The sequence below is a fragment of the Gilliamella sp. B3023 genome (assembly GCF_026536845.1).
GTDB classification, from domain to species: domain Bacteria; phylum Pseudomonadota; class Gammaproteobacteria; order Enterobacterales; family Orbaceae; genus Gilliamella; species Gilliamella apicola_E.
Genome location: NZ_JAFNNH010000021.1, coordinates 23,956 through 47,693 on the forward strand (window position 1 = coordinate 23,956; position 23,738 = coordinate 47,693).

At 35.4% G+C, this 23,738-nt stretch carries 28 protein-coding genes and 1 riboswitch; of the genes, 15 read left to right on the top strand and 13 right to left on the bottom strand.

Annotated elements, in window-relative coordinates; translation table 11 throughout:
• Positions 1 to 90: 90 nt before the first annotated feature.
• The 5 genes from ruvX to rsmE form a co-directional block, all read right to left on the bottom strand.
• Positions 91 to 510, bottom strand: coding sequence for a Holliday junction resolvase RuvX (gene ruvX / locus J3U16_RS10755; protein ID WP_065562647.1), 420 nt, complete (start codon positions 508 to 510; stop codon positions 91 to 93).
• Positions 511 to 513: 3 nt separating this feature from the next.
• Positions 514 to 1,071 carry a YqgE/AlgH family protein gene (locus tag J3U16_RS10760; protein ID WP_065562646.1) on the bottom strand — a complete coding sequence of 186 codons (558 nt, stop codon included), beginning with the start codon at positions 1,069 to 1,071 and terminating at the stop codon, positions 514 to 516.
• Positions 1,072 to 1,091: 20 nt separating this feature from the next.
• Complete coding sequence (locus tag J3U16_RS10765; RefSeq protein WP_065733951.1) at positions 1,092 to 1,544, bottom strand: GNAT family N-acetyltransferase; 453 nt, start codon at positions 1,542 to 1,544, stop codon at positions 1,092 to 1,094.
• Between the two features lie 4 nt (positions 1,545 to 1,548).
• Positions 1,549 to 2,505 carry a glutathione synthase gene (gshB, locus tag J3U16_RS10770; RefSeq protein WP_267330718.1) on the bottom strand — a complete coding sequence of 319 codons (957 nt, stop codon included), beginning with the start codon at positions 2,503 to 2,505 and terminating at the stop codon, positions 1,549 to 1,551.
• Positions 2,506 to 2,703: 198 nt separating this feature from the next.
• On the bottom strand, positions 2,704 to 3,429 hold the full coding sequence (gene rsmE, locus J3U16_RS10775) for a 16S rRNA (uracil(1498)-N(3))-methyltransferase (RefSeq protein ID WP_267343033.1): 726 nt from the start codon (positions 3,427 to 3,429) through the stop codon (positions 2,704 to 2,706).
• A gap of 98 nt (positions 3,430 to 3,527) precedes the next feature.
• Here rsmE and folB point away from each other — a divergent pair, with 98 nt between their 5' ends.
• The 4 genes from folB to J3U16_RS10795 are packed head-to-tail and all read left to right on the top strand — an operon-like array spanning position 3,528 to position 5,568.
• Entirely contained in the window at positions 3,528 to 3,896 is a 369-nt protein-coding gene (gene folB / locus J3U16_RS10780; protein ID WP_267343034.1) for a dihydroneopterin aldolase, read from the top strand.
• Positions 3,897 to 3,908: 12 nt separating this feature from the next.
• The gene (locus J3U16_RS10785; protein WP_267343035.1) at positions 3,909 to 4,889 is read left to right on the top strand and encodes an MBL fold metallo-hydrolase; all 981 of its coding nucleotides are present in this window, start codon (positions 3,909 to 3,911) and stop codon (positions 4,887 to 4,889) included.
• Between the two features lie 42 nt (positions 4,890 to 4,931).
• Positions 4,932 to 5,138, top strand: coding sequence for a hypothetical protein (locus J3U16_RS10790; RefSeq protein ID WP_065562640.1), 207 nt, complete (start codon positions 4,932 to 4,934; stop codon positions 5,136 to 5,138).
• Between the two features lies 1 nt (position 5,139).
• Entirely contained in the window at positions 5,140 to 5,568 is a 429-nt protein-coding gene (locus tag J3U16_RS10795) for an EamA family transporter (RefSeq protein ID WP_065562639.1), read from the top strand.
• On the opposite strand, the gene moeA is transcribed toward J3U16_RS10795, so the two are convergent.
• The 3 genes from moeA to rsmI form a co-directional block, all read right to left on the bottom strand.
• Positions 5,560 to 6,786, bottom strand: a complete 1,227-nt coding sequence (moeA, locus tag J3U16_RS10800) for a molybdopterin molybdotransferase MoeA (RefSeq protein WP_267330720.1) — start codon at positions 6,784 to 6,786, stop codon at positions 5,560 to 5,562. The genes J3U16_RS10795 and moeA overlap by 9 nt on opposite strands.
• 118 nt (positions 6,787 to 6,904) lie before the next feature.
• Complete coding sequence (gene ychF, locus J3U16_RS10805) at positions 6,905 to 7,996, bottom strand: redox-regulated ATPase YchF (RefSeq protein ID WP_267343036.1); 1,092 nt, start codon at positions 7,994 to 7,996, stop codon at positions 6,905 to 6,907.
• Positions 7,997 to 8,154: 158 nt separating this feature from the next.
• Positions 8,155 to 8,982: a 16S rRNA (cytidine(1402)-2'-O)-methyltransferase gene (rsmI, locus tag J3U16_RS10810; protein WP_267343037.1), complete on the bottom strand. Its 828-nt coding sequence runs from the start codon at positions 8,980 to 8,982 to the stop codon at positions 8,155 to 8,157.
• 365 nt (positions 8,983 to 9,347) lie between these two features.
• Between rsmI and nlpD the strand changes: the two genes are divergently transcribed.
• From nlpD to J3U16_RS10840, 6 genes are all read left to right on the top strand, one after another.
• Entirely contained in the window at positions 9,348 to 10,367 is a 1,020-nt protein-coding gene (nlpD, locus tag J3U16_RS10815) for a murein hydrolase activator NlpD (RefSeq protein ID WP_267343038.1), read from the top strand.
• Between the two features lie 112 nt (positions 10,368 to 10,479).
• Positions 10,480 to 11,232, top strand: coding sequence for a 2,3-diphosphoglycerate-dependent phosphoglycerate mutase (gene gpmA, locus J3U16_RS10820; protein WP_065562634.1), 753 nt, complete (start codon positions 10,480 to 10,482; stop codon positions 11,230 to 11,232).
• Positions 11,233 to 11,320: 88 nt separating this feature from the next.
• The gene (locus J3U16_RS10825) at positions 11,321 to 11,896 is read left to right on the top strand and encodes a thymidine kinase (RefSeq protein WP_065733958.1); all 576 of its coding nucleotides are present in this window, start codon (positions 11,321 to 11,323) and stop codon (positions 11,894 to 11,896) included.
• A 59-nt stretch (positions 11,897 to 11,955) separates the two neighbouring features.
• The gene (locus tag J3U16_RS10830; RefSeq protein ID WP_267343039.1) at positions 11,956 to 13,164 is read left to right on the top strand and encodes an aldose 1-epimerase family protein; all 1,209 of its coding nucleotides are present in this window, start codon (positions 11,956 to 11,958) and stop codon (positions 13,162 to 13,164) included.
• Between the two features lie 129 nt (positions 13,165 to 13,293).
• Positions 13,294 to 13,881, top strand: a complete 588-nt coding sequence (locus tag J3U16_RS10835) for a UbiX family flavin prenyltransferase (protein ID WP_220225950.1) — start codon at positions 13,294 to 13,296, stop codon at positions 13,879 to 13,881.
• Positions 13,882 to 13,885: 4 nt separating this feature from the next.
• A complete protein-coding gene (locus J3U16_RS10840; RefSeq protein ID WP_267343041.1) occupies positions 13,886 to 14,326 on the top strand; it encodes a pyridoxamine 5'-phosphate oxidase family protein in 441 nt (146 codons plus the stop codon).
• A gap of 56 nt (positions 14,327 to 14,382) precedes the next feature.
• On the opposite strand, the gene J3U16_RS10845 is transcribed toward J3U16_RS10840, so the two are convergent.
• The 3 genes from J3U16_RS10845 to pdxS all read right to left on the bottom strand — a co-directional run bounded on the left by J3U16_RS10845 (position 14,383) and on the right by pdxS (position 16,882).
• A complete protein-coding gene (locus J3U16_RS10845) occupies positions 14,383 to 14,784 on the bottom strand; it encodes a GFA family protein (RefSeq protein ID WP_267330725.1) in 402 nt (133 codons plus the stop codon).
• Between the two features lie 632 nt (positions 14,785 to 15,416).
• Positions 15,417 to 15,998, bottom strand: a complete 582-nt coding sequence (gene pdxT / locus J3U16_RS10850) for a pyridoxal 5'-phosphate synthase glutaminase subunit PdxT (protein ID WP_267343043.1) — start codon at positions 15,996 to 15,998, stop codon at positions 15,417 to 15,419.
• A complete protein-coding gene (pdxS, locus tag J3U16_RS10855; protein WP_324169879.1) occupies positions 15,998 to 16,882 on the bottom strand; it encodes a pyridoxal 5'-phosphate synthase lyase subunit PdxS in 885 nt (294 codons plus the stop codon). Before pdxS ends, pdxT begins: the two co-directional genes overlap by 1 nt.
• A gap of 109 nt (positions 16,883 to 16,991) precedes the next feature.
• Between pdxS and J3U16_RS10860 the strand changes: the two genes are divergently transcribed.
• From J3U16_RS10860 to tenA, 5 genes are all read left to right on the top strand, one after another.
• Positions 16,992 to 18,395, top strand: coding sequence for a PLP-dependent aminotransferase family protein (locus J3U16_RS10860; RefSeq protein ID WP_267343046.1), 1,404 nt, complete (start codon positions 16,992 to 16,994; stop codon positions 18,393 to 18,395).
• 398 nt (positions 18,396 to 18,793) lie between these two features.
• On the top strand, positions 18,794 to 19,057 hold the full coding sequence (locus tag J3U16_RS10865; protein WP_081299490.1) for a SemiSWEET family transporter: 264 nt from the start codon (positions 18,794 to 18,796) through the stop codon (positions 19,055 to 19,057).
• 402 nt (positions 19,058 to 19,459) lie between these two features.
• A complete protein-coding gene (locus tag J3U16_RS10870; protein ID WP_065562626.1) occupies positions 19,460 to 19,693 on the top strand; it encodes a hypothetical protein in 234 nt (77 codons plus the stop codon).
• A gap of 135 nt (positions 19,694 to 19,828) precedes the next feature.
• Positions 19,829 to 20,233, top strand: a complete 405-nt coding sequence (locus tag J3U16_RS10875; protein ID WP_220225956.1) for a DUF1161 domain-containing protein — start codon at positions 19,829 to 19,831, stop codon at positions 20,231 to 20,233.
• Positions 20,234 to 20,269: 36 nt separating this feature from the next.
• Positions 20,270 to 20,358, top strand: a riboswitch (TPP riboswitch).
• 51 nt (positions 20,359 to 20,409) lie between these two features.
• Positions 20,410 to 21,054, top strand: coding sequence for a thiaminase II (tenA, locus tag J3U16_RS10880; RefSeq protein WP_267343047.1), 645 nt, complete (start codon positions 20,410 to 20,412; stop codon positions 21,052 to 21,054).
• Between the two features lie 46 nt (positions 21,055 to 21,100).
• Here the strand turns inward: tenA and asnA are convergent, their stop codons facing one another.
• Together asnA and J3U16_RS10890 are read right to left on the bottom strand one after the other, a co-directional pair.
• Positions 21,101 to 22,093 (bottom strand): aspartate--ammonia ligase, encoded by a 993-nt coding sequence (asnA, locus tag J3U16_RS10885; protein WP_267343048.1) that lies wholly within the window; start codon positions 22,091 to 22,093, stop codon positions 21,101 to 21,103.
• A gap of 242 nt (positions 22,094 to 22,335) precedes the next feature.
• Positions 22,336 to 22,749: a hypothetical protein gene (locus tag J3U16_RS10890; protein WP_065733967.1), complete on the bottom strand. Its 414-nt coding sequence runs from the start codon at positions 22,747 to 22,749 to the stop codon at positions 22,336 to 22,338.
• Between the last annotated feature and the right edge of the window lie 989 nt (positions 22,750 to 23,738).

The window sequence follows — 23,738 nt, forward strand, 5'->3', positions numbered from 1 at the left end:
GGGAGCAGTCCTTACAGTAGAAAAATTGTTTGATATTTTAGCAAGGATGAAATTTATTGGCGACTAATTATTAATAAAATAACTTATTAATTAAAGAGATTCATTGTTCTCAAACCAACTCTCTAAAATAATAATGGCAGAAGTTGCATCAACATGACCTTTTTCAAGCGCCCGATAACCACGTGAAGCAAAAATGTGTGATTTAGCCTCAACTGTGGATAATCGTTCATCTTGTAGATGTACTTGATAACCAAACATACCATGCAAACGGTTAGCAAATTTGCGAGCTCTAGCGGTTAAAGGTTGTTCTGTGCCATCCATATTTAGTGGTAGTCCAACCACTAAATAATCGGGTTTCCATTCATTAAGTACTTTTTCAATCGCTTGCCAATTAGGTATGCCATCGCGAGCTTTAAATGAACAAAGTGGGTTAGCAGTTTTGGTGATGTCCTGACCAATAGCTGCACCAATACTTGCAGTACCAAAATCAAATGCAATAATAGTTGCCATTGTCTATGCATTACCCATTTGGTGAGAAATAGTACTGATATTAATGCCCAATGATTCAGCCGCTTTTTTCCAACGATCCTCAATAGCCACTTCAAAAATAATTTGTGGATCAGCTTCGGTAACTAACCAGTCATTTTTGGCTACTTCACTTTCAAGTTGTAATGATTGCCAACTTGAGTAACCCAGTGCTAGAAAGATATCTTTTGGTTGTTCTGGAGAGCCAATCGATTTCAATGCGTCAAGTGATGTGGTTATCATCACATCATCAGAAATCTGTATACTTGATGCAAACCCCTTATGAGGCGTGTGTAAAATAAAACCTTGCTCCTCGGCAAGTGGTCCACCACAAAATACTGGATGCTCAAGTTCAGCACAACTTTTTGAGGCAGTGATTTCAAGACGGGACAATACGGTTTCAACATTGAGATCTATAATAGGCTTATTCAAAATAATACCCATTGCACCATCACGATTATGTTCACAGATATACACCACAGAACGACTAAATACTGAATCATGTAGTGTTGGCATAGCAATAATAAAATGATTTTTTAAATTCATACGCTCACATTGTTGTTAAATTATAATGCACATTTACCAATTTTGACTTTATGTTCTACATTACAACGCATTAATACTTCTGGATGATTGGTTTCTTCATTAATTGATTCACCAATAATTTCAAAATCCTGCGATAAGTAAAAGTTAATCGCATCACTATTTTGTTTATACACATGTACCAATAATTCATTGTGACGCTGTTTTGCTTTTTCAACTAGCGCAGCTCCAGTTCCTTGATGACGAAAACCTTCTTCAACAAAGAGTCCAGAAATATAATTCTCAGTTAAACCTATAAAACCTACTACGCCATTAAGATCTTGGACATAAATAGTTGACATTGGAATCAACATTTTAACTATATCGTAGTTCTGTTTAAAAAATTCAAGATCAATAAAGTTGTGAGCTTGTTCATTACCTTGTAGCCATATCTTCATAATGGCATCTAAATCTTTTGGTTGGTATTCTCTAATCATTTTTTTAACTCTTCTTATTTAATCTTGATTCAATCGCGTCCATTAAAAGCCCCGTGATTGATAAATCTGGATGGGCAGTTTCAATTTCTCGTACACAAGTTGGACTAGTGACGTTAATTTCAGTTAATTTATCCCCAATTACATCAAGTCCGACAAATAAAAGTCCTTTTTGTTTTAATGTTGGTCCAATACTGTTGGCAATTTTCCAATCACTATCACTTAAAGCTCTTACTTCACCATGTCCGCCAGCGGCTAAGTTTCCACGTGTTTCACCTTTTTGAGGTATCCGCGCCAAACAATAAGGAACCGGAACACCATCGACAACTAAAATACGTTTATCACCATCTTTTATTGCTGGGATAAAATTTTGTGCCATACAGTAACGAGTATTATGCTCGGTAAGTGTTTCAATTATCACTGACACATTGGGATCATCTTGTTTGATTCTAAAAATTGACGAACCGCCCATACCATCAAGTGGTTTTAAAATAATGTCATGGAATTGTTGGTGGAAAGCCTTAATTTGTGATGTTTGGCGAGTAACTAAAGTTTCCGGCGTAAAATCAGCAAACCAAGCAGTAAATAATTTTTCATTACAATCACGTAAGCTTTGTGGCTTATTAACCACTAATACGCCTTTATCTTCAGCGCGTTCTAAAATATAAGTCGCATAGATAAATTCGGTATCAAAAGGCGGATCTTTACGCATTAGTATCACATCGAGTTCACTTAATGCTATTGTTTGTTCGTCACCAAAATCAAACCAATGTTCACTATTGTTATGAACTGTTAGTATACGAGTGGTTGCACTTGCTTCACCATTACGTAAAAACAGATCATTCATCTCCATATAATAGAGTTGATAACCTCGCTTTTGTGCTTCAAGCAGCATAGCAAAGCTGGTATCTTTTTTTAATTTGATATGGCTGATGGGGTCCATAACAATACCAAGTTTAATCATGTTGACTCCTTACTGATTTTATCTGATTGCATTGAATTTGCTGTTGATGACTTGCACGCTTTTCTACCTATATGATATTGCTTATAAGAAAACAAGGCCGAGCGTGGTTTTAGCAATAAAAATCAAGTTTTGGACTATCATACTCGTTACCGATTAATAAGCAAAGCAATCAATTGTTAACTCATTCATTTTGGGTGATTAACCTAAATCACCTAAACGAACTTGAAGGGCGGTTATGGCTGTTAGTGCAGCTGTTTCAGTTCGTAAAACTCGTGGACCGAGTAAAATATCTGTAAACTGATATTGATGCGTCATCTGAATTTCTTCGTTAGATAGCCCACCTTCTGGTCCAATTAATAAACTAATGTTTTTATCCTCAGACGACAGTTGATTTATGCCTTTTTCTGCTTTTGGATGTAAGTTGAGTTTTAAGCTATCAGTTAAACTTGCACACCAATTTTCTAATTTCATTACCGAGTTTATGGTAGGAATGATGTTACGCCCACATTGTTCACAGGCAGAAATAACAATTTTTTGCCATTGTTGAACCTTCTTTTCAAGCCTTTCTTGATCGAGCTTTACGCCACAGCGTTCAGAAAGTAGTGGGGTAATGGTACTCACGCCTAATTCAACTGATTTTTGAATAGTAAACTCCATTTTATCACCACGAGAAATAACTTGGCCTAAATGAATGTTTAAAGGTGATTCTCGATCATCAAAAACAGTCGTTGCTGTTTTTACAACAACGTTTTTTTTGTTTACTTCATGGATCACTGCTGGGGTAATTTGGTTAGAGCCGTCAAACAACGTCACTGATTCGCCAGGCTTCATTCTTAATACACGGATCAGGTGATTAAAAGCATTATCGTCCAAGGTAATTAAGCTATTTTGGTTGATGTTGTAGGGTTGAAAAATTCGAGTCATATCATCTTTTATTCACTATTATTTGAAATAAATTATAGCGTAATTTAATAAGATTCGGTAATCTCTATTTTAAACAATATCAATGCTTGGAATTGAATATGACATTAACGATTAAAGATAGAGTATTAATTGAATCTCTAACAGTTTATACCACAATTGGTGTTTATGATTGGGAAAAAAACATCAAACAGAAGCTAGTCCTTGATTTAGAAATGGCTTGGGATAATAAGCCAGCAGGAAAGAGTGATAATGTAGAATTTTGTTTAGACTATTTCGTTGTTTCACAATCAATAACATCATTTATTGAAGCAAATAAATTTGAGCTTATTGAAACGGTAGCTGAACGCGTTGCACAGTTAGTTATTGAACAATTTTCAGTTCAATGGTTAAAAATCAAAGTTTCAAAACCAGATGCGATTGCTAATGCAGGCAATGTTGCCGTGATTATTGAACGTGGTATCAATTAACTCAACAAATTAATGAATAAAAAAAACGAAAGTGATAATTTACATCATACAGCTTTTGAAAATAGCGAGCCTTTTTCAATTAAATTGACTGACGCTTTACGTTGGCGCCTTAAACGTAAAGTCTTACCCCCGAAAGCGGGATATCAAGTATTTAACCAAACTTGGTGTAGCTCAATTGATTTAAATTTAGAAGGTGATAGAGTCTGGTGGATAGGGCATTCAACTACGTTAATAAGACTTAATAATAAATGGATATTAACCGATCCGGTTTTTTCCAACCGAGTCTCGCCGTTCCAATTTATTGGCCCCAAACGACGAACCAAACCCGCTATTACTATCGATAAATTACCAACGATTGATGTGGTTTTGATATCGCATAGCCATTATGACCATCTTGATTTTAATAGTATTAGGCAACTGGTAAAACGTTTTCCACAAATGACTATTTTAGTTCCCCTAGGGCTCAAAACCAAACTATTAAAATGGGGAGCGAAGCAAGTTATTGAGTTGGACTGGTGGCAATCTTCTAATATTGGTGGAATAACGTTTACTGCGACACCAGCAAAGCATTGGAGTAATCGTGGTGCTTTTGATGTCAACAAATCATTATGGTGTGGTTGGGTAATGCAGAATGATGACTCGCCGTTATCGAAAAATATCTACTTTATGGGCGATACCGGCTATTCAACCAGTTTAAAGAAAATTGGCGAAAGGTTTAAGCAAATCGATCTAGCCTTGATCCCCATAGGCGCATATGCACCACGTTGGTTTATGCAATCACAGCACATCGACCCTCAACAAGCATTGCAACTGTATGATGAATTAAATTGCCAATCAGCGATCGCCATTCATTGGGGAGCTTTTGAATTAGCGGATGAATCGTTAGATGAACCACCGTTTTTATTAAATTCTTTGAAGAAAGGTCGTGCTTTTCACGTAATAAAAATAGGTGATAGCTTTGCTATCAATCAGTTTAATAATGCATTAGAATAATGAATAAATTATAAGATAACGAAATATTTGCGAGGGGATATGATGAAACCAGTAATTATCGCACTAACTTGCCTGACACTAAGTTTAAGTTTAACAGCTTGTGGTGGTAAAAATGATGAAGGCAAACAGTACCATTGGTCAAAAGCTCACGGTGTGCTTGAAGATTGCCGAGGAGTGATGAATAAATCAGAACAATGCCAAAAGAATTCAAACAATCAACAGTATTTATTCCAAATAGATAGGTATTAATATGAGCGCTTGGCTTGTTTATGCTTTGCTATCGGCAATTACCGCTGCCTGTGTTGCAATTTTAGGTAAAATTGGTTTACAACACCTCGATGCCAATACTGCAACTGCAATACGGGCTATTGTTATGGCGATTTTTTTAGTTGGCGTGGTTGCCGTGCAAGGAAAGCTAAATCTAATTAACACGTTCTTTAACGATAAGAAAGCATTACTTATTATCGCATTGAGTGGAGTTGCTGGGGCATTATCTTGGTTATTCTACTTCATGGCAATCAAAGAAGGTAAAGTCTCGCAAGTTGCCCCGATTGATAAACTTAGCGTTGTTTTTGCCGTAATTTTTGCTGTTATTATCTTTGGCGAAAAAATTTCATTTCTTTCTGCCATTGGTGTAGCCATGATTGCTGCAGGTGCTGTTTTAGTTGCGCTATTTTAATAAATTATTAAACAGCTCAACTGTCACATATTCACCTTTAGCAACATTGCCTCTTTCTTGCTCAAGGATGATAAAGCAGTTGGCATGATTAAACGACTGAGTTAGATGTGAGCCTTGTTGACCCGTTGAAGCAACTTCTAACTCACCTTCAGAATTAACTTGCAACACACCGCGTTGAAAATCTAATCGGCCAACACTTTTTTTAAGATTCGTTGCTGCTTTCACTTTAAATGACAGATTGTTAGAGGTTAAATGCTCTCCTGACAGTGCTAAAATCAAAGGCTGAACTAACTGATAGAAAGTGACCAATGTCGAAACAGGATTGCCGGGTAATCCACAAAACAGCGCATCACCTATCTTTCCAAACGCAAACGGCTTACCGGGTTTTATAGCAATTTTCCAGAAATTAATTTTACCCAATGCTTCTAAAGCTGTTTTTGTATAATCTGCATCACCAACAGAAACGCCACCGCTGGTAATCACTAAATCAGCAAGTTTAGACGCTGTTTCAAGTGATTGCTTAATTCGGTTCGGATCATCGGCAATAATACCTAAATCGATAATTTGGCAATTTAATTTAGATAATAATAATTTTAGCGTAAATCGATTACTATCATAAATTGCACTTTTGTTTGTTAGCGGATCACCAATATCGGTTAATTCATTTCCGGTTGAAAAGATAGCGACTTTTATTTTTTTATATACGACTAATTCAGTTATACCAAGCGTGGCTAAACTTGATAGTGTTGGAATGGTTAAACGTGTACCTTTAGTCACCACCACCGAATCTTGTTTAACATCTTCGCCGATACAACGAATATTGCTACCTAATTTAATATCACCTAAAAAATTAATACCTGACTCTGTTTGCTCTGTCTCTTCTTGCATCACCACAGCATCAGCTTGTTCAGGAACAGGCGCGCCAGTCATAATGCGTAAGCAACTCCCTGAAGGCCAATTCAGATTTGAGATATCATCTCCAGCAAAAATAGTACCGGCTAAAGGTAATAATTTCGATTGATTGATATCAGCTAACCTTACCGCATAACCATCCATAGCCGAATTGTTAAAACTTGGTACATTAATTGGAGAAATAACCGGTTCAGCAGTAACACAATCTAAGGCGTCAAATAATGCAACTTTTTCACTTGAAAGTTGATTGTATAATGATGATGCTTCAAGTATATTTTTTTTAGCTTGCTCAAAGGTTAATAACATAAATGAAGCTCCTTATAATTGATTATCCATTCAGGGAAGAGTGATATTGGCGAGTTATTAATTTTACAAAATTGAAATAAATAGGGTGCGGTATTAAACTGCACCCATTAAAACTTGATTATACATTAAATAAGAAATTCATAATATCGCCATCTTGCACGACATAATCTTTTCCTTCTGAACGCATTTTTCCTGCTTCTTTAGCACCTTGTTCACCACCATATTTGATAAAATCATCAAAGGCAATGGTTTGTGCACGGATAAATCCTTTTTCAAAATCGGTGTGAATTTTCCCCGCTGCTTGAGGTGCAGTATCACCAACCGAGATAGTCCAAGCACGAACTTCTTTAACGCCAGCAGTAAAATAAGTTTGTAAGTTAAGTAAACTATAACCCGCGCGGATAACTCTATTTAGACCCGGTTCGGTTAAACCAAGATCTTGCATAAATTCATCACGATCAGCATCATCAAGCTCAGCAAGTTCTGCCTCAATAGCTGCACAAACTGGTACTACGACTGCTTTTTCTTGTTCAGCGATGGCTTTCACTTTATCTAAAAACGGATTGTTTTCAAAACCATCTTCATTGACATTCGCGATGTACATAGTTGGTTTTAACGTTAAGAAACTAAGATATTTAATCGCATCTAATTCTTCTTTACTTAAATTTAAAAGTAATAATTTTTTACCTTGTTCAAGGTGAGGAAGGCACTTTTCAAGAATCTCAAGTTCATATTTAGCGTCTTTATCACCACCTTTAGCTCGTTTTTGTAAACGAGTAATAGCGCGTTCACAGGCTTCAAGATCGGCTAACGCAAGTTCTGTGTTAATAATTTCGATATCTTCAGCTGGATCGATTTTACCTGCAACATGAACAATGTTTTCGTTTTCAAAACAACGAACAACATGGCCAATTGCTTCGGTTTCACGAATATTAGCTAAGAATTGGTTACCAAGTCCTTCACCTTTAGATGCACCTTTTACTAAACCTGCGATATCAACAAATTCCATGGTCGTTGGTAATGTTCGTTGCGGCTTAACAATTTCCGCTAATTGATCTAAACGCGGATCGGGCATTGGCACTACGCCTGTATTAGGTTCGATAGTACAAAACGGAAAGTTAGCCGCTTCAATCCCAGCTTTAGTTAGTGCATTAAAAAGCGTTGATTTACCCACATTTGGTAGACCGACAATTCCACATTTAAATCCCATATTGTTTATTACCTTGTGTTATAAAAATCTTAAACATTGATTATATACTAAATTACACTAATTGTGCTAATGCTGATGATATAAGAAGATCGAAATCAACACTTAAAACCATACTATGCTTAATCTCAAAATAGTTTTATTGACAATATAATTGTTAGCTAATTTTGAAAGGTTAATCCGAGCTGATATAATTGATTTTTTTTCAGTCCATAAATTTCAGCAGTAATCGCAGCGGCTTTTTTTAAAGGTAGCTCATTTAATAACAGTTTTAGTGTATTAATTGCTTTCGCATCAATCACATCATCCGTTTTACTCACACCTTCGGCAATTAAAACGAATTCGCCTTTTTGTCGGTTACTATCTTCTTCTAACCATTCAATCAGATCTTTTATGGAAAAATGGACGATGGTTTCCCATGTTTTGGTCAGCTCTTTAGCTAACACAATCTGTCTATCGCTTCCCCAAATGGTTTGCATATCATGCAAGGTATCTAAAAGTCGATGGGTTGATTCGTAAAAAATCATAGTTCGTGGTTCATCAATTAACGTAGTAAGATAATCTTGTCGTGCTTTTGTTTTAGCCGGTAAAAATCCCTCATAACTAAATCTATCCGAAGGTAATCCAGCCACTGAGAGTGCCGCAATGGCCGCACATGCACCAGGGATGGGTACGACATTAATATTATTTTCACGGCAAGCTTTCACTAAATGATAACCGGGGTCATTAATTAATGGTGTGCCTGCATCAGATATTAACGCTATTGATAATCCTGATTTAAGTTTTTCAATTAATAGTTGTGATTTATCTTGCTCATTATGATCATGTAAGGCGAACAATTTGGCTTTAATCCCCAAATGTTGCAAAAGCAGTCCACTATGACGGGTATCTTCAGCCGCAATTAAGTCAACTTGCTTAAGTGTATTAATCGCGCGAAGGGTAATATCATCTAAATTACCAATAGGTGTTGCTACAATATATAAAGTCATTATTTTGGGATCACTGTAAATTTTTAAGTCTTAAATATACTATACCAAATTTAATGTACATACTCCTAGTGCCGAAAAAAGTCTTAATCAATAAAACATAGACGGATAATAGGGCATTTATTAAACCAAATTTTAGCAATCATTTTATACTGGTGATAGATTTCATCTAAATATCGCCTAAATAACTTACAATAAGCAACATAAACTGTAAAATTTGCCGAATTTACAGTTTTTAAGCAATAAAAATGCTATTTTAGCTGTGATTTTATTGATTTAGCTTGCTGGTAATTAATATAATAGCTTTTTGTTATAAAAACGATAAAATGTTCGTATTAAAACTATATATATAAATGAAAGGTGTTATTGTGAAAAAAATTCTCACATTAAGTTGTTTAAGTTTGATGATTTCTGCTTGTACGCAGACAAATCCAGCTGATATCGAAGATATATCTGATTCATCGAGATCTTCTACCTCCTCGGTTTACACAAAACCGCCTGAAATTATTTCCAAAGGTAATCGAGCGCCATCATCTACATCAACTTATACACCATCGGCGCCAGCATCTCGTAATTCGACTAGCGGTTCAACTAGTCAAGGTGTTGTGACATCAAATGAACGTATTGTCTATAATCGTGATTATAATGATATTCCAAAAGGTGGCTATCAAGGTGATACTTACACCGTCAAACGAGGCGATACACTGTTTTATATCGCTTGGGTAACCGGTAATGATTATCGAGCATTAGCTGCTAAAAATAATATCAAAGAACCTTTTGCTGTAAGTGTAGGTCAAGTGCTTGATGTTAGCGGTGGCACAACGATCGTTGAAACTAAAAAAACCACATCAACGAATACGCCTGCTCAGACTAATTCAACAAAACCAGTTGTAACAACAGTAACTACTACAACAACTACTACATCTGGTACTAATAAACCAACCAATACAGTTGAAACTACTGAAACTGTAACTGAACCGGCTTCAACCACATCGCCATCACCATCTAGCTCAACATCGAATGTTGCCAATATTACATGGCAGTGGCCGGCACAAGGTAAGATCATTGAAAAATTCTCTAATGCCACTAAAGGTATAGATATTGCTGGTTCATTAGGCGCTAAAGTCGTTGCAGCAGCGGATGGTCGAGTGGTTTATTCTGGTAATGCATTACCAGGTTATGGTAACTTAATCATTGTAAAACACAATGATGACTATTTAACGGCGTATGCGCATAACCAAACTATTTTGGTTAAAGAACAACAAAATGTTCGAGCTGGTGAACAAATTGCGACAATGGGCGCAACGGGAACTTCATCAGTACGACTACACTTTGAAATTCGTTATAAAGCGCAATCAGTCGATCCATTAAAATACTTATCTAAATAATAAGTGTTTAAAAAGATTAAAACGTTAAAAATGCACTTAATCAAACGTGCATTTTTAACGAAAGTCCAATTCATTTAACCATTTTATTTTACGTAACTAAGGAGTTATATTCATGGCAGTAAAAAAATTAGTTCTTATTCGTCACGGAGAAAGCGTTTGGAATCAAGAAAACCGTTTTTGTGGTTGGACTGATGTTGATTTATCTGACAAAGGTAACAAAGAAGCTGCTGAAGCAGGTAAATTACTAAAACAAGAAGGCTTTACATTTGACTATGCATATACTTCAGTTTTAAAACGTGCTATTCATACATTATGGCACATCCTTGATGAAGTTGATCAAGCATGGTTACCGGTTGAAAAGAACTGGAAATTAAACGAACGTCATTATGGTGCGTTACAAGGTTTAAATAAAGCAGAAACTGCTGCTAAATATGGTGATGATCAAGTTAAATTATGGCGTCGTGGTTTTGCTATCACTCCTCCTGCACTTGAAAAATCAGATGAGCGCTTCCCTGGTCACGATTCACGATATAGCAAATTACCAGAATCAGAATTACCATTAACTGAAAGCTTAGCATTAACAATTAAACGTGTACTTCCTTACTGGGAATCAACTATTGCACCACGTGTTGCAAAAGGTGAACGTGTTATTATTGCAGCTCACGGTAACTCTCTTCGTGCTCTAGTTAAGCATTTAGACAATATCAGTGATGATGACATTATCGATGTTAACATTCCAACTGGCGTACCATTAGTTTATGAATTTGATGACAACATGAAAGTTGTTAAACATTACTACTTAGGTAATGCTGATGAAATCGCAGCTAAACAAGCAGCGGTAGCAAACCAAGGTAAAGCCAAATAATTTATTCATCAAAAAGGTAAGTCGAGAGACTTACCTTTTACTTTTAGTGTTACTGATAATTACTATCTAACTTTTTGAGACGCAAATTTTGTCTAAAATTTACTATATTTATGGCGTAATGAACGCCGGAAAATCCACAGAATTACTACAAATAGATCATAACTATTTAAGTAATAATATGCAGACATTATTACTTAAATCATCGGTCGATACTCGCGACTCCGCAGTTGAGATTGTATCTCGACTTGGATTACGTAAAAAAGCATTACAACTTGATGATAATACTGTTGATGGTATTATTGAACAGATCAAACAAAATAACTATGCGTGTATTTTGATTGATGAAAGTCAATTTTTATCGTCCAATACCATATGGAAGTTGTCAGACGTATGTGATGAGTTTGGCGTTCCGATGATGTTTTTTGGATTAAAGACCGATTATATGGGGCATTTGTTTGAAGGTTCGAAAACATTATTAGAAATTGCTGATAATTATAGAGAACTTAAAACCGTATGCTGGTGCGGTAAAAAAGCGACAATGATTCTGTTAGAAGGTGAAAACGGACAAATCGTTAAATTTGGTAATTCAATTCATCTTGGTGATAGTGAATACCATTCAGTTTGTCGAAAACACTGGAAAGCAGGGCAGGTTAGACCCAATTAACGCATATCCTTGCTCATGATGGATATATATTTTAATTATAATTATAAGGAATTAATCTCATGAAAATTAGAAATCTTACGTTAGCTGTCGCGCTTGGAGTAATCTCCTATTCTGCCAATGCTACACATTACATTATTACTGACACCGATATTCAAGTTAGAAAAGGTGGCTGGTATCTAACAAATGTCGAACATGCAAAGGGTGCACCAACTTTTAGTATGCAAAATAGTGTACTTAGAGGTGGGCTTCAAGAAGATGTTGAAGTCTTAACTCTTATAAGTGATGGACTGACTATTAAATTAAGCCCAACTCGTGGTCTAGGCATCCTTTCAGTTGAAGGTGATGGAGTGCGCTTAGGTTGGGATTCCCCGGTTGAAGAAATCGTTCATCCAAATAATATCAACTTAGAAAGCCGTGGCGGTAATGGTTGGTTAGATGGCTTTAATGAAATGATGGTTCGTTGTGGATTTGAATGGACAGGTCATGCGGTACAAGCTGATGGAATGATGTATACCCTTCATGGGCGCGCGCAAAATACACCAGTTTCAAAACTGTTTGTTGATATTGAAGACGAAGCACCATACACCATTACCGTTAGTGGTCTTATCAAAGAAAAAGCTTTCAAAAAGAGCAATTTAGAAACTTGGGTTAGAATTTCTCATGTACCAGGAACTAAAGAATTTACTGTTCACGATACTGTGACTAACCAAGGTGATTACCCGCGTGATTATCAAATTATCTATCACAGCAATTTTGGTACACCAATCCTTGAAGAAGGGGCAAAATTTGTTGCACCTGTCAAAGAAGTTTCACCATTCAATGATTATGCAGCTACCGGCCTTAAAAATTGGCAAACCTATTTAGGACCAACAAAAAACTTTGACGAAATGGTTTATAACATCTTCCCTTATGCGGATTCAAAAAATCAAACTCAAGTGATGTTGGCTAACAAAGCAGGTGATAAAGGGGTTGGTATTTCATTTAATACTAAACAGTTACCAGTGCTTACATTATGGAAAAACACCGATACGCTTAAACAAGGTTACGTGACTGGTATTGAGCCAGGTACAAGCTTTGCCTATCCTGTTACTATTGAACGTGAACAAAAACGTGTTCCTCAATTAGAACCAGGTAAAAGCGCTGACTTTAAGCTAACATATAGCTTATTATCAAATAAAGAAGCCGTAAAAAGTTATGGTGACAAAATTAAAACCATCCAAGGTAAACAAACTACAAAAGTCGTTGAACAACCAATGGCTAAAGAATAAGTTATATCAAATTCCACCGCTAACAAAAAGGTTAGCGGTGACTTTCACTCCGCGATTAAACAAATTCCCATACCTTAACGCATTAATCTAAGTTAAAATAAATTCAGAAATTTGACTGTAGGAATCAATATGAGAAGAATGATAGTTGGTATAAGTGGCGCAACAGGCTTTGCTTATGGTATAAAAGCTTTAGAACTCCTAAAACCAATGGACATTCAAACCCATCTTGTCATATCAAAAGCGGCCAAAATAACCGGGAATTACGAACATTCTAAATCCCAGTTAGCACAATTAGAATCTTTAGCCGATATGGTCTATTCGGTTGACAATATTGGCGCTGCCATTGCTAGTGGGTCATATAAAACAATGGGCATGTTAGTTGCACCTTGCTCGATGCGAACACTGGCAGCAATAGCTCATGGTCTATCTGATAATTTATTAACACGCGCTGCTGATGTCGTTTTAAAAGAGCGTCGTCGCTTAGTGTTAATGACACGAGAAGCCCCATTACATCTAGGACACATTAAAAATATGGAAGCGGTGACATTAATGGGGGGAATTATTTTTCCACCTGTTCCTGCGTTATATCAACATATTGAAAGTGTCGATGATATTATCACTCATAGTGTTGCCAGAGCGCTTGATCTGTTTGATATTGATGTACCTAGTTTACCGCGCTGGGGTGAGGATATGAGTCTTAATCAAAAATCTGAATAAAATAATGAAATCATCTGACCATAAAATCGTGCAATTTATTAAACAGCAACATGTGTTAAGTTTGAGCCTAATATTAGCAGAAAACCAACCATGGTCATGCAACGCATTTTATGTATTTGATGAAGTTAATTGGTGCTTATATTTCTTATCAGAATTGAAAACCCAACATGCACAAGGGATGCTAAAAAATCCTAATGTTGCTGGCACGATTAGCATCAGTCCAAAATCGATTGCCAAAATTCAGGGGATACAATTTACAGGCAATGCTCAATTGCTTGCTGAAAATCAAGCAAGTCATGCTTATAAACTTTATTATCATGCTTTTCCTTTTGCTAGAGTGATGAAAGCTCCGATTTGGTCTATTCAATTGCAACAAATCAAGATGACAAATAACCTAATGGGTTTTGCGCATAAAACCCATTGGCAACGTAATGAAGAGCTTTAAAAGCAGACTTAGCTTTCGAAAATAAACATCATCCAGCGAATGATATTAACATCGAATTATTTTGGGGGGATTCCTTCTTCGAATTCAGGATAACCATCACAAATAATATCCCAATTCGCTTTTGAACCGGTATAAATATGAATACGCTTTTCCGCATTAATTGGTTCATTAATTAGGCCAATACGTAATCGATAACTATTATTATCATTATCACGACTAGAAAAAAGGTGTGAACCACATTGACCACAAAAATGGCGATTAACGCCTGAGCATGAAAAAATTTTTATCTTTTCTTCGCCCTTAATAAAAGTTAAATCTTCCTGGTTAATGGCTGTTGCAGCATTAAAAGCCGAACCTGTTTGTTTGCGACAACGCGAGCAATGACAATACACAATTGTTTTAATCTCATTATTTAGTTGATAGAAAACTTCGCCACATAAACAACTTCCTGTCATCATAATTTATTTACCTTTTTTATTTATCATTTGTTAACACATTATAAAGACAGATAGAAATAAGTTACAAGTAATTTAAAAATAGATAAAAAAAGTTGAGGAGCGGGTTTTTTGATGAAAAAAAGCACCAATAATTAGTACCAATAATCAAATAAACTAAATTTACTTTTTTATTTATCCATTTATTCCCTTCAAATACATTAAAATCAGAAATAAGTTGGAAATAATTTAAAAAATAGAAAAAAAGTTGAGGAGCGGGGTTTTTGAGGAAAAAAAGCACCAATAATTAATGCCAATAATCAAATAAACTAAATTTACTTTTTTATTTATCCATTTATTCCCTTCAAATACATTAAAATCAGAAATAAGTTAGGAATAACTTAAAAAATAGAAAAAAAGTTGAGGAGCGGGGTTTTTGAGGAAAAAAAGCACCAATAATTAGTGCCAATAATCAAATAAACTAAATTTACTTTTTTATTTATCCATTTATTCCCTTCAAATACATTAAAATCAGAAATAAGTTGGAAATAATTTAAAAAATAGAAAAAAAGTTGAGGAGCGGGGTTTTTGAGGAGAAAAAGGCACCAATAATTAGTGCCTATAATCGAATATCTTTTTATATAAGAGAAAAACAGTCAGCATTTTTCAATAAAATAGCGCATTATGCGGTTATCGGTCGTTAGTTCGGCATGGAATGAGCAGACTAAAATATTATCTTGCTCTGCCATTACGCAATGATTATCAATAAAAGCAAGTTGTGTGACTTGCTTGCCCGCCCTAGCAATATAGGGCGCTCGGATAAAAACAGCTGGAACTTGCTGGCCAATAGGTGCAATATCTAACATCGTCTCAAAGCTAGCAATTTGCCGACCAAATCCATTACGTTCAACCACAATATCCATCAAACCCAGTTGTTCAACTTCGCTATGGCTTGTTTCATTACCGCAAAGCACCAAACCCGCGCAGGTACCAAAAATCCCTTTACCTTGCTTGGCAAACTCTTGGATTGGTTCAAATAAGCCATTTTGCCGAATTAAACGACTTATTGCAGTTGATTCACCACCCGGAATAATTAAACCATCAACTTGACTCAATTGCTCGGGCTTTTTTACTGTAATTGGGATGACTAAATCAATAGTTGCAAGCATATTTAAATGTTCAGTCACTGCGCCTTGTAAATTAAGCACACCAATAGTTTTACTTGCTTTTGAGCTCATTACCAACCTCGCTCTTGCATTCTTTCAGATTCGCTTAATTTACTGATTTCGATACCTTTCATCGCTTCACCTAATCCTTTTGAAAGTTCAGCTAATCTTGGATAATCGTCAAAATATGTTGTTGCTTGAACGATTGCTTTAGCGAATTTTTCCGGATTTTGCGATTTAAAAATACCTGAACCAACAAACATACCATCGGCACCAAGTTGCATCATCAATGCAGCATCAGCAGGCGTAGCAATGCCACCAGCAGCAAAATTAACAACCGGTAGTTTACCCAGTTGTTTGATTTGTAATATCAACTCATAAGGTGCCCCAATCTCTTTAGCAAATGTCATCAACTCATCTTTTGATTTACCAACAACTAAACGAATTTGTTCATTTACTCGGCGCATATGCCTTACTGCTTCTACAATATTACCTGTTCCTGGTTCACCTTTGGTGCGTAGCATCGAAGCTCCTTCACCAATTCGACGCAGTGCTTCGCCTAAGTCACGACAACCACAAACAAAAGGTACGGTAAATTCATCTTTCAATAAATGATATTGTTCATCCGCTGGTGTCAGCACTTCGCTTTCATCAATATAATCGACGCCCATGGACTCCAAAATGCGTGCCTCAACGATATGACCGATTCGCGCTTTTGCCATAACAGGTATGGTAACTGCTTTCATCACTTCTTCAACGATTGTTGGATCAGCCATTCGTGCTACGCCTCCAGCAGCGCGTATATCAGAGGGAACACGTTCTAAAGCCATTACAGCCACTGCACCTGCTTGCTCAGCAATTTTTGCTTGTTCGGCATTAACTACATCCATAATCACACCGCCTTTTTGCATCTGTGCCATGCCACGTTTTACTGTTTGTGTACCTGTTTTCATGATTGCTCCTAATTAAATAAAGTATTATTCAAAATAAAATTGCTTCAATAAACAGCCAATTGGACTATAATTAACCCATCCAATTATGCATAAATCAAAAAACTGATAGACGATGTGGAATAAACAAAAATTAGCGGCTTTTGACGGAGCACTATTTAAAAAAGTGGTCCAGTTGATTGAAAACTACATTGAACAAGGGGTATTAATAGCGGGTGAGAGATTACCATCAGAGCGAGAGTTAGCTAAAAATCTGCACGTTAACCGCTCAACTATTGTCCATGCGCTAGATATCTTAACTGAACGTAATGTATTGGTTCGTAAGCAGGGTAGTGGAACCTTTATTAATGATCAAAAATGGGGGCTTCAAGCTTACTCCACCATTAACTGGCGACTGCCAGCCCATTTCTATCAAAATCGCAAAAGTGTATATCAACAAAAAGTATTTCAGACTCGTCAGCAAATGGCGAACATCTGTGATTTGGCTAATGGCGATTTACCAACTCATATGATGCCCAAATTAATGTTACCCAATATCACCTCTCATGAAATGGTTGCTTATGAAAAGCAAAGCGACACATTGCAATTGGGTCTACCTACACTCAAAGTGCAGATCGCCAATTATATGTTGAACCAATTTGGCATGATGGTTGATACCGATCAAATTTTAATAACCTCAGGAACGCAGCAATCCCTCTTTTTAATTACTCAAGGATTATTAAAACCTGGCGATGCAATAGGCATTGAATCACCTTCATATTTCTATTCATTACCACTATTTCAAGCAGCAGGTTTGCGGTTATATGGTATTGAGTGTGATGCCGAAGGGATAACCTTAGAGAGTTTACAAAAAGTCAGTTTAGAACGGCAAATTAAATGGCTATTTCTAAATCCAATATTTCAAAATCCAACGGGATGTGTGATGAGTAATCATCGAAAAAAACAGATATTGGCATTTTGTCGAAAGCAGTGTATTGGTATTGTTGAGGATGATGCTTATAGTGGGTTAGCTTTTGATCAAAAGAGTCATATCGACCCGATAAAAAAATATGATACCAGTAATCAAGTTATCTATTTAGGATCATTATCCAAATATATTGGTCGCAATATACGTATTGGTTGGATGATTGCTCCGAAAGAAATTATCGAAAAACTAGCCAATATAAGGCATCACATTGACTCAGGATTAAGTATATTACCGCAACTTTTAGCTGAAGAATATTTGACTCATCACTACCAATCCCATCAAGAATGGTTACGCCAGCAATTAAAACAGAAGGCTAACCAACTAATAGATTGGCTGGATGACTATTTTAAAGGTGACATCAATTACCAGATACCCACAGGCGGTTTTCATCTATATGCCCATTTGCCCGTTAGCAGTCAGGCGCAGGAGTTGGCTATTTTAAATCAATTACTAGCAAAGCATATAATAGTGTCACAAGGCACTGACTTTGGGGATCGAGTTGGCGCTATACGTTTAAGTTATGGTCATTTTGCAAAAGATTTGATGAGATAAAGCGAACTAAGTTTTTATTGATTGTTCTAACAGGTATTTGGTGTTAATAAATAGATCATAACTGCCCAGACAAACAGGCAGGGTTAATCGGTAAACTTCAAATCTCATTATTGGATTGAATCTCAGCTAAATAATCACAAAACTATCAAAAAATCACGGTTTTTATGCCTTATTAGCTACATCATTTGATATAACAATTTGCGTTTGATATAAGGCCTTCGTAGCAATAACATTTATTATTAAAAACCATATCCGATTACTTAAAATAGATTCACATAAAAAATCTTATCATTTTATTTACAAAATATTATCTGAAACCACGGTACACCAATATTTAACTCACTTGTTATATATGTTAGATTATTTGCTCCTTTCATATATAAGCAGGTAGGCTGATTTTGAATCTTTCTCCAAAAGCTTTTCACTATTTGGGTGTTATCGCAACACTTGCATCATTAGGAATGTACGTATCGTATATCCCACAAATTATCGACAATCTTCATGGATTTAAAGCTAATCCAACTCAACCTTTAGCGGCAGCAATTAACTGCTCATTATGGGTCTGTTATGGCTTATTACGACAAAAAAAGGATTGGCCAATTGCAATAGCTAATTTTCCAGGAGTATTATTTGGTTTAACCGCGTTTATTACTGCTTTATAAATTCTTGTTTTAACTCCCTTATATTTTCTTTATACAGCATAATATATGCTGTATTTTTTTATAATCACAATTTTTGTGAAATAGGCTAGATAATGGTTACTCAAAAATTGAGAAATCAGAGAAGATTAAAAATTAACCTTGCATATAACTTATTAATTATTATATTGTTATTGAGTTATCAACAGGTTTGTTAAATACTTATCAAATAATAAAGTGAATAATTTAATCAATTAATTTAATTTATCGATTTACTATTGTTATCTAATAGTGATTAGACTATAGTAAAAGTCAGCCTATTTTTTAGGCTGGATTCATCTTTAAAATCTATCAGAATGTTATTTATATAAAGATTAACTAAATTTGATGATTAACAAATGAGTTTTATAAAATAAGGAAATCACCATGGCTGATATTAATCTTTCCGATGATTTGATAAAAGATTTTATCTACTCAATGTACCGTAAAGAGGTATTATTAAATTTAAAAGGTGTGGTTTTGACTGAAGAAGATCGCAAACAACTCCACGCAAAAAGAGACTTTGTAAATCAATTATCTGAAGCCGAATTATCCGATATTCGCTCATGGGTTCTAGATAAATTAAAATTACTCGAAAACCAACACCAAGAGCAGAATTAACTAAAAAATCTATACTAAGCTAGCTTTTTCAAATCTATTGATAAAATTTATTTGCAGCGTTATTCAAAACGATATGGACAGTTTAAACAATCGTTTTATAATGCATCAGTTACTCGATAATCTTAAGGAAAGATCATGAAAAAGTTAGCAGTAGTTTTATTATTAGGTCTCCCAGTTATTGCATCTGCGTCCAATTGTGACGAAATTAGTGCAAATATCGCCGAAAAAATTAAAAATAACGGTGTTAATGAAAATAGCTTCCAATTAAAACTTGTTCCTCAAGGTGAACAAAATATTGAAGGTAAAATCGTTGGATCATGTGATCGAGGTAAACAAAGCATTGTTTATATTCGTACACCATCATCAAAATCAGTTAAAGATGAGCCTGAAACACCTGTTGAAATCACACCACAACCCGTCGAGAGCGACAGCCCTAGTAACGCTCCAGTTCAAACGCCAGCTTCGGCACCAGTAGAAAAAGTTCAAACTCCAGAGCCGACTTCTACAGAATCTCAGGAAACTGAACAAAAAGCAGAATAAACAGAAATTTAAGTAACCATTTTATAAATTTTATAATTTGTTTAACCGGGGTGCTATAGGCTGAGATTATACCCGTTGAACCTGATTCGGTTAATACCGACGAAGGGAGTTTAAAACACGTCTATTATAGAAATCTGTTTAACTCCTTATAGCGAATTTATCAAAAAGGAGTCATTATGCCATCATTTAACTCACTGATTGAATCAAGCGAGTGGAAACACTACATTCAACATGATTTTGTTCAACAATTAGGAAAAGGCACATTAGACTTAACCTGCTTTCAATACTACCTTAAACAAGATTATCTTTTTTTAATCAACTTTTCCCGAGCTTGGGGACTTGCAGTATATAAAAGTCACGACATTGCTCAAATTCGGCAATCATTAGAGAGTTTAAAAACCATTGTTGAAGTTGAACTCGATCTGCATATTGAATATTGCAAAAAATGGCACATATCTGAATATGAACTAAGCACATTAAAGGAAGCCAAAGCCAATAGCGATTATACACGTTATGTGCTTGATATTGGATTACACGGCGATATATTAGATATACACATAGCAATGGCGCCCTGTTTAATTGGGTATGGCATGATTGCTAATTGGATTCAAGGTTGGAACGAAAACAACCCATATCACTCTTGGATTGAGATGTATGCCAGTAAGGAGTTCCAACAAGCAGTACAAAAAGAAATTGCTTGGATAGAACAACAATTACTTAATATTAGTGAAAACCGATTTAAACAATTAAGCCAAATATTTAAGCAAGCGACGCAATTGGAAATAAATTTTTGGCAAATGGCATTGGATAAAAGTGACTAGTAAACAGCATGTTTTACCATTTTAGATAAAACATGCTGAGCATGAATTATAAAAGTTGTTGATAGTTTTGCTTGGTTACATCATCCCAAACACTTGCTTGGACTTGCCCAATATGATGTTGTTGTAAAAGCAACATAGTTAGTCGAGATTGTCCAATTCCGCCACCAATTGTCTGTAAAAAATCACCATTAGCTAATGCCTTATGCCAAGCATATTGCAGACGATCTTCATTATTGGTTAATTTTAATTGACGCTTTAACGTCTCAGGATCGACGCGAATACCCATTGACGAAATTTCAAAACCACTATTTAAAACTGGATTCCAAACTAAAATATCACCATTTAATCCTTTAGAACCCATCTCATTATCGCTACTCCAATCATCATAATCAGGGGCGCGCACATCGTGTTTTTCTTTATTTGACAAATCACCGCCAATACCGATTAAAAATACTGCGCCTAAGTCTTTAGTAATCGCGTTTTCGCGCTCTTTTGGTGACAAATTAGGATAACGTTTCAATAACTGCTCACTATCCATAAAAGTGATCGACTCTGGTAAAAAACAAGAAAGATGATATTTTTCTGAAACCACTTTTTCTGTAGCCTTAATAGCACTATAAATCTTCTCTACCGTCTGTTTTAAATAAGCAAGATTGCGATCTTCAGGACGAATTACTTTTTCCCAATCCCATTGATCGACATAAACAGAATGAATAGGGGAGAGCTTATCTTCATCAGGGCGAAGTGCTTTCATATTGGTATAAATACCTTCACCAACTGGAAAATTATGTTGGCTCAATATTTTGCGTTTCCATTTAGCGAGTGAATGAACCACTTCAAATTGCGCATCAGGAATACTCTTAATATTAACCTGAACCGCCTTCTCAGTCCCAGATAAATTATCCTGAACACCATCACCAATTTGACTCAAAAGTGGGGCTTGAACTTCAATTAGTGATAAATTATTAGCTAATTGCTCAGCAAAAAATTGTTTAACAAAATTGATCCGTTGTTGCTGCTCTTTAAATGATATCGTCATGTCTCATCTCAAAAAGTGAATGGGTTAGTGACGATAAATTAAACTAGAAAACTGAAATATGCAAGTTAGAACAGATTCGGACTTTTTATAAAGCACTAAGCACTATAATCAAATTCACGGATTTCCGATGCGGGCAAGGACTGCATCACACATTAAACGTAAAAATTGAAATTAAATTACCCAATAATACAATATATTAGGTAATTATGCTTCATCATATAGGTAAAAGATAATTGAGTTAATTATTGATTAAAATAGGTGGAAACAATATGGGTTAAATTTGGCTTTTGCCATTTTGCGATGAACACAAAATTAGGTACTATAAATGGATATCTTTTGTTTCCAGCCATAGTAAATTCAAATTTACTGGTAATCCAGCCTTTTTTGAACTTGAAATTTGAAATTGACGTCATTGGTATTCGAATAACATCATTCGTTAAATCTGCACCGAGAGTTAAGCCAATTAAAATAATTTCATCGGAATTAAAATAAATAAGGTAGTGTTTAATATCAAAAGCGGCTGCGCCCTGAAAAAGTGCAAATCTCCAAAGTTTTGGGTGGATAGAACCATAAATTATTGATGAGCTATTAAAATCGGGTAATTCAAGTTTTTCAAATAAGGCTTTTATTTTTTCTAGTTTTAACCCATCATTCATGTTAATACTCCCTTGCGTTGAAAATTTACTCTTAATTAACACATTGTTTTTATTAAAAATCGAAGATTGTAAGAAGTTGAGGGGATTGATTATAAAACGAACAAAAACTAATTAAAATAGAAATGTAGTAAAAGATCATAACTATCATTTAGAAAAAATTCAGACTTACGAATGGATGAAATATGATCAGATAAGTTATTGCATAAAATCCTTTCATAAAGTAAGAGGATATGTATTTAAAAATTAAATAGTCGAAGAAATCATAATAAGCGATTAAGCGGCTTAGCGACGTTTGAATTACCCGCGGGTTTATTTTTGAGGTTTCTATCGCAAAAAAAGTTGAGGAGCGGGGTTTTTGGGGTTCTCAATTTCACTTAAAAAATTATTAAAATATCAAAATCACTAAATTTCTAATTTAAAGCCCTAAAATAAAATTTTCGAGGATCAATCGCTCTAATTTTAAAGATTTGTAATCACAATATCTCTAATTAAAACAGCAGTTAACTAATTATAAACTAGAACCATTTTAGAACCTCTTTACGAAAGTTAACGCAAGTGAGTGAAAAAAAGTGTTGCATCGTGTTTTTCCAATCACTATACTTTTTACACGGTTTTAGCTAATGGGCTAAAATTTGACAGAAACGTGTAAAATTGCAAATTAATCAAAAAATTACTTGACAGGGCAGTCCAAAATGCATTATAATTTTCAACAGGCAACAGGCAACAGGCAACCTGGCCAACCTATCTTTTAAATTCGTCTAAGTCCAGCTCTCAGCTTAAATTTTTCACTGAAACTTGTTTTTCCACGCAATCAAGTGAAATTCCGCGAATTTTCGCGCGATCGCTTCCGCGATCCTCTTCTCGATCTTTTTTCCGGTCGTTTTTCGGATCCTGTTTTCGATCCTTTTCCCAATTATCCCGGCAGATTGTTTTTTTCGTGGCTCTTTTCCTTCCTTTTTCGGGTCACGCATTGACATCACAGACAACTA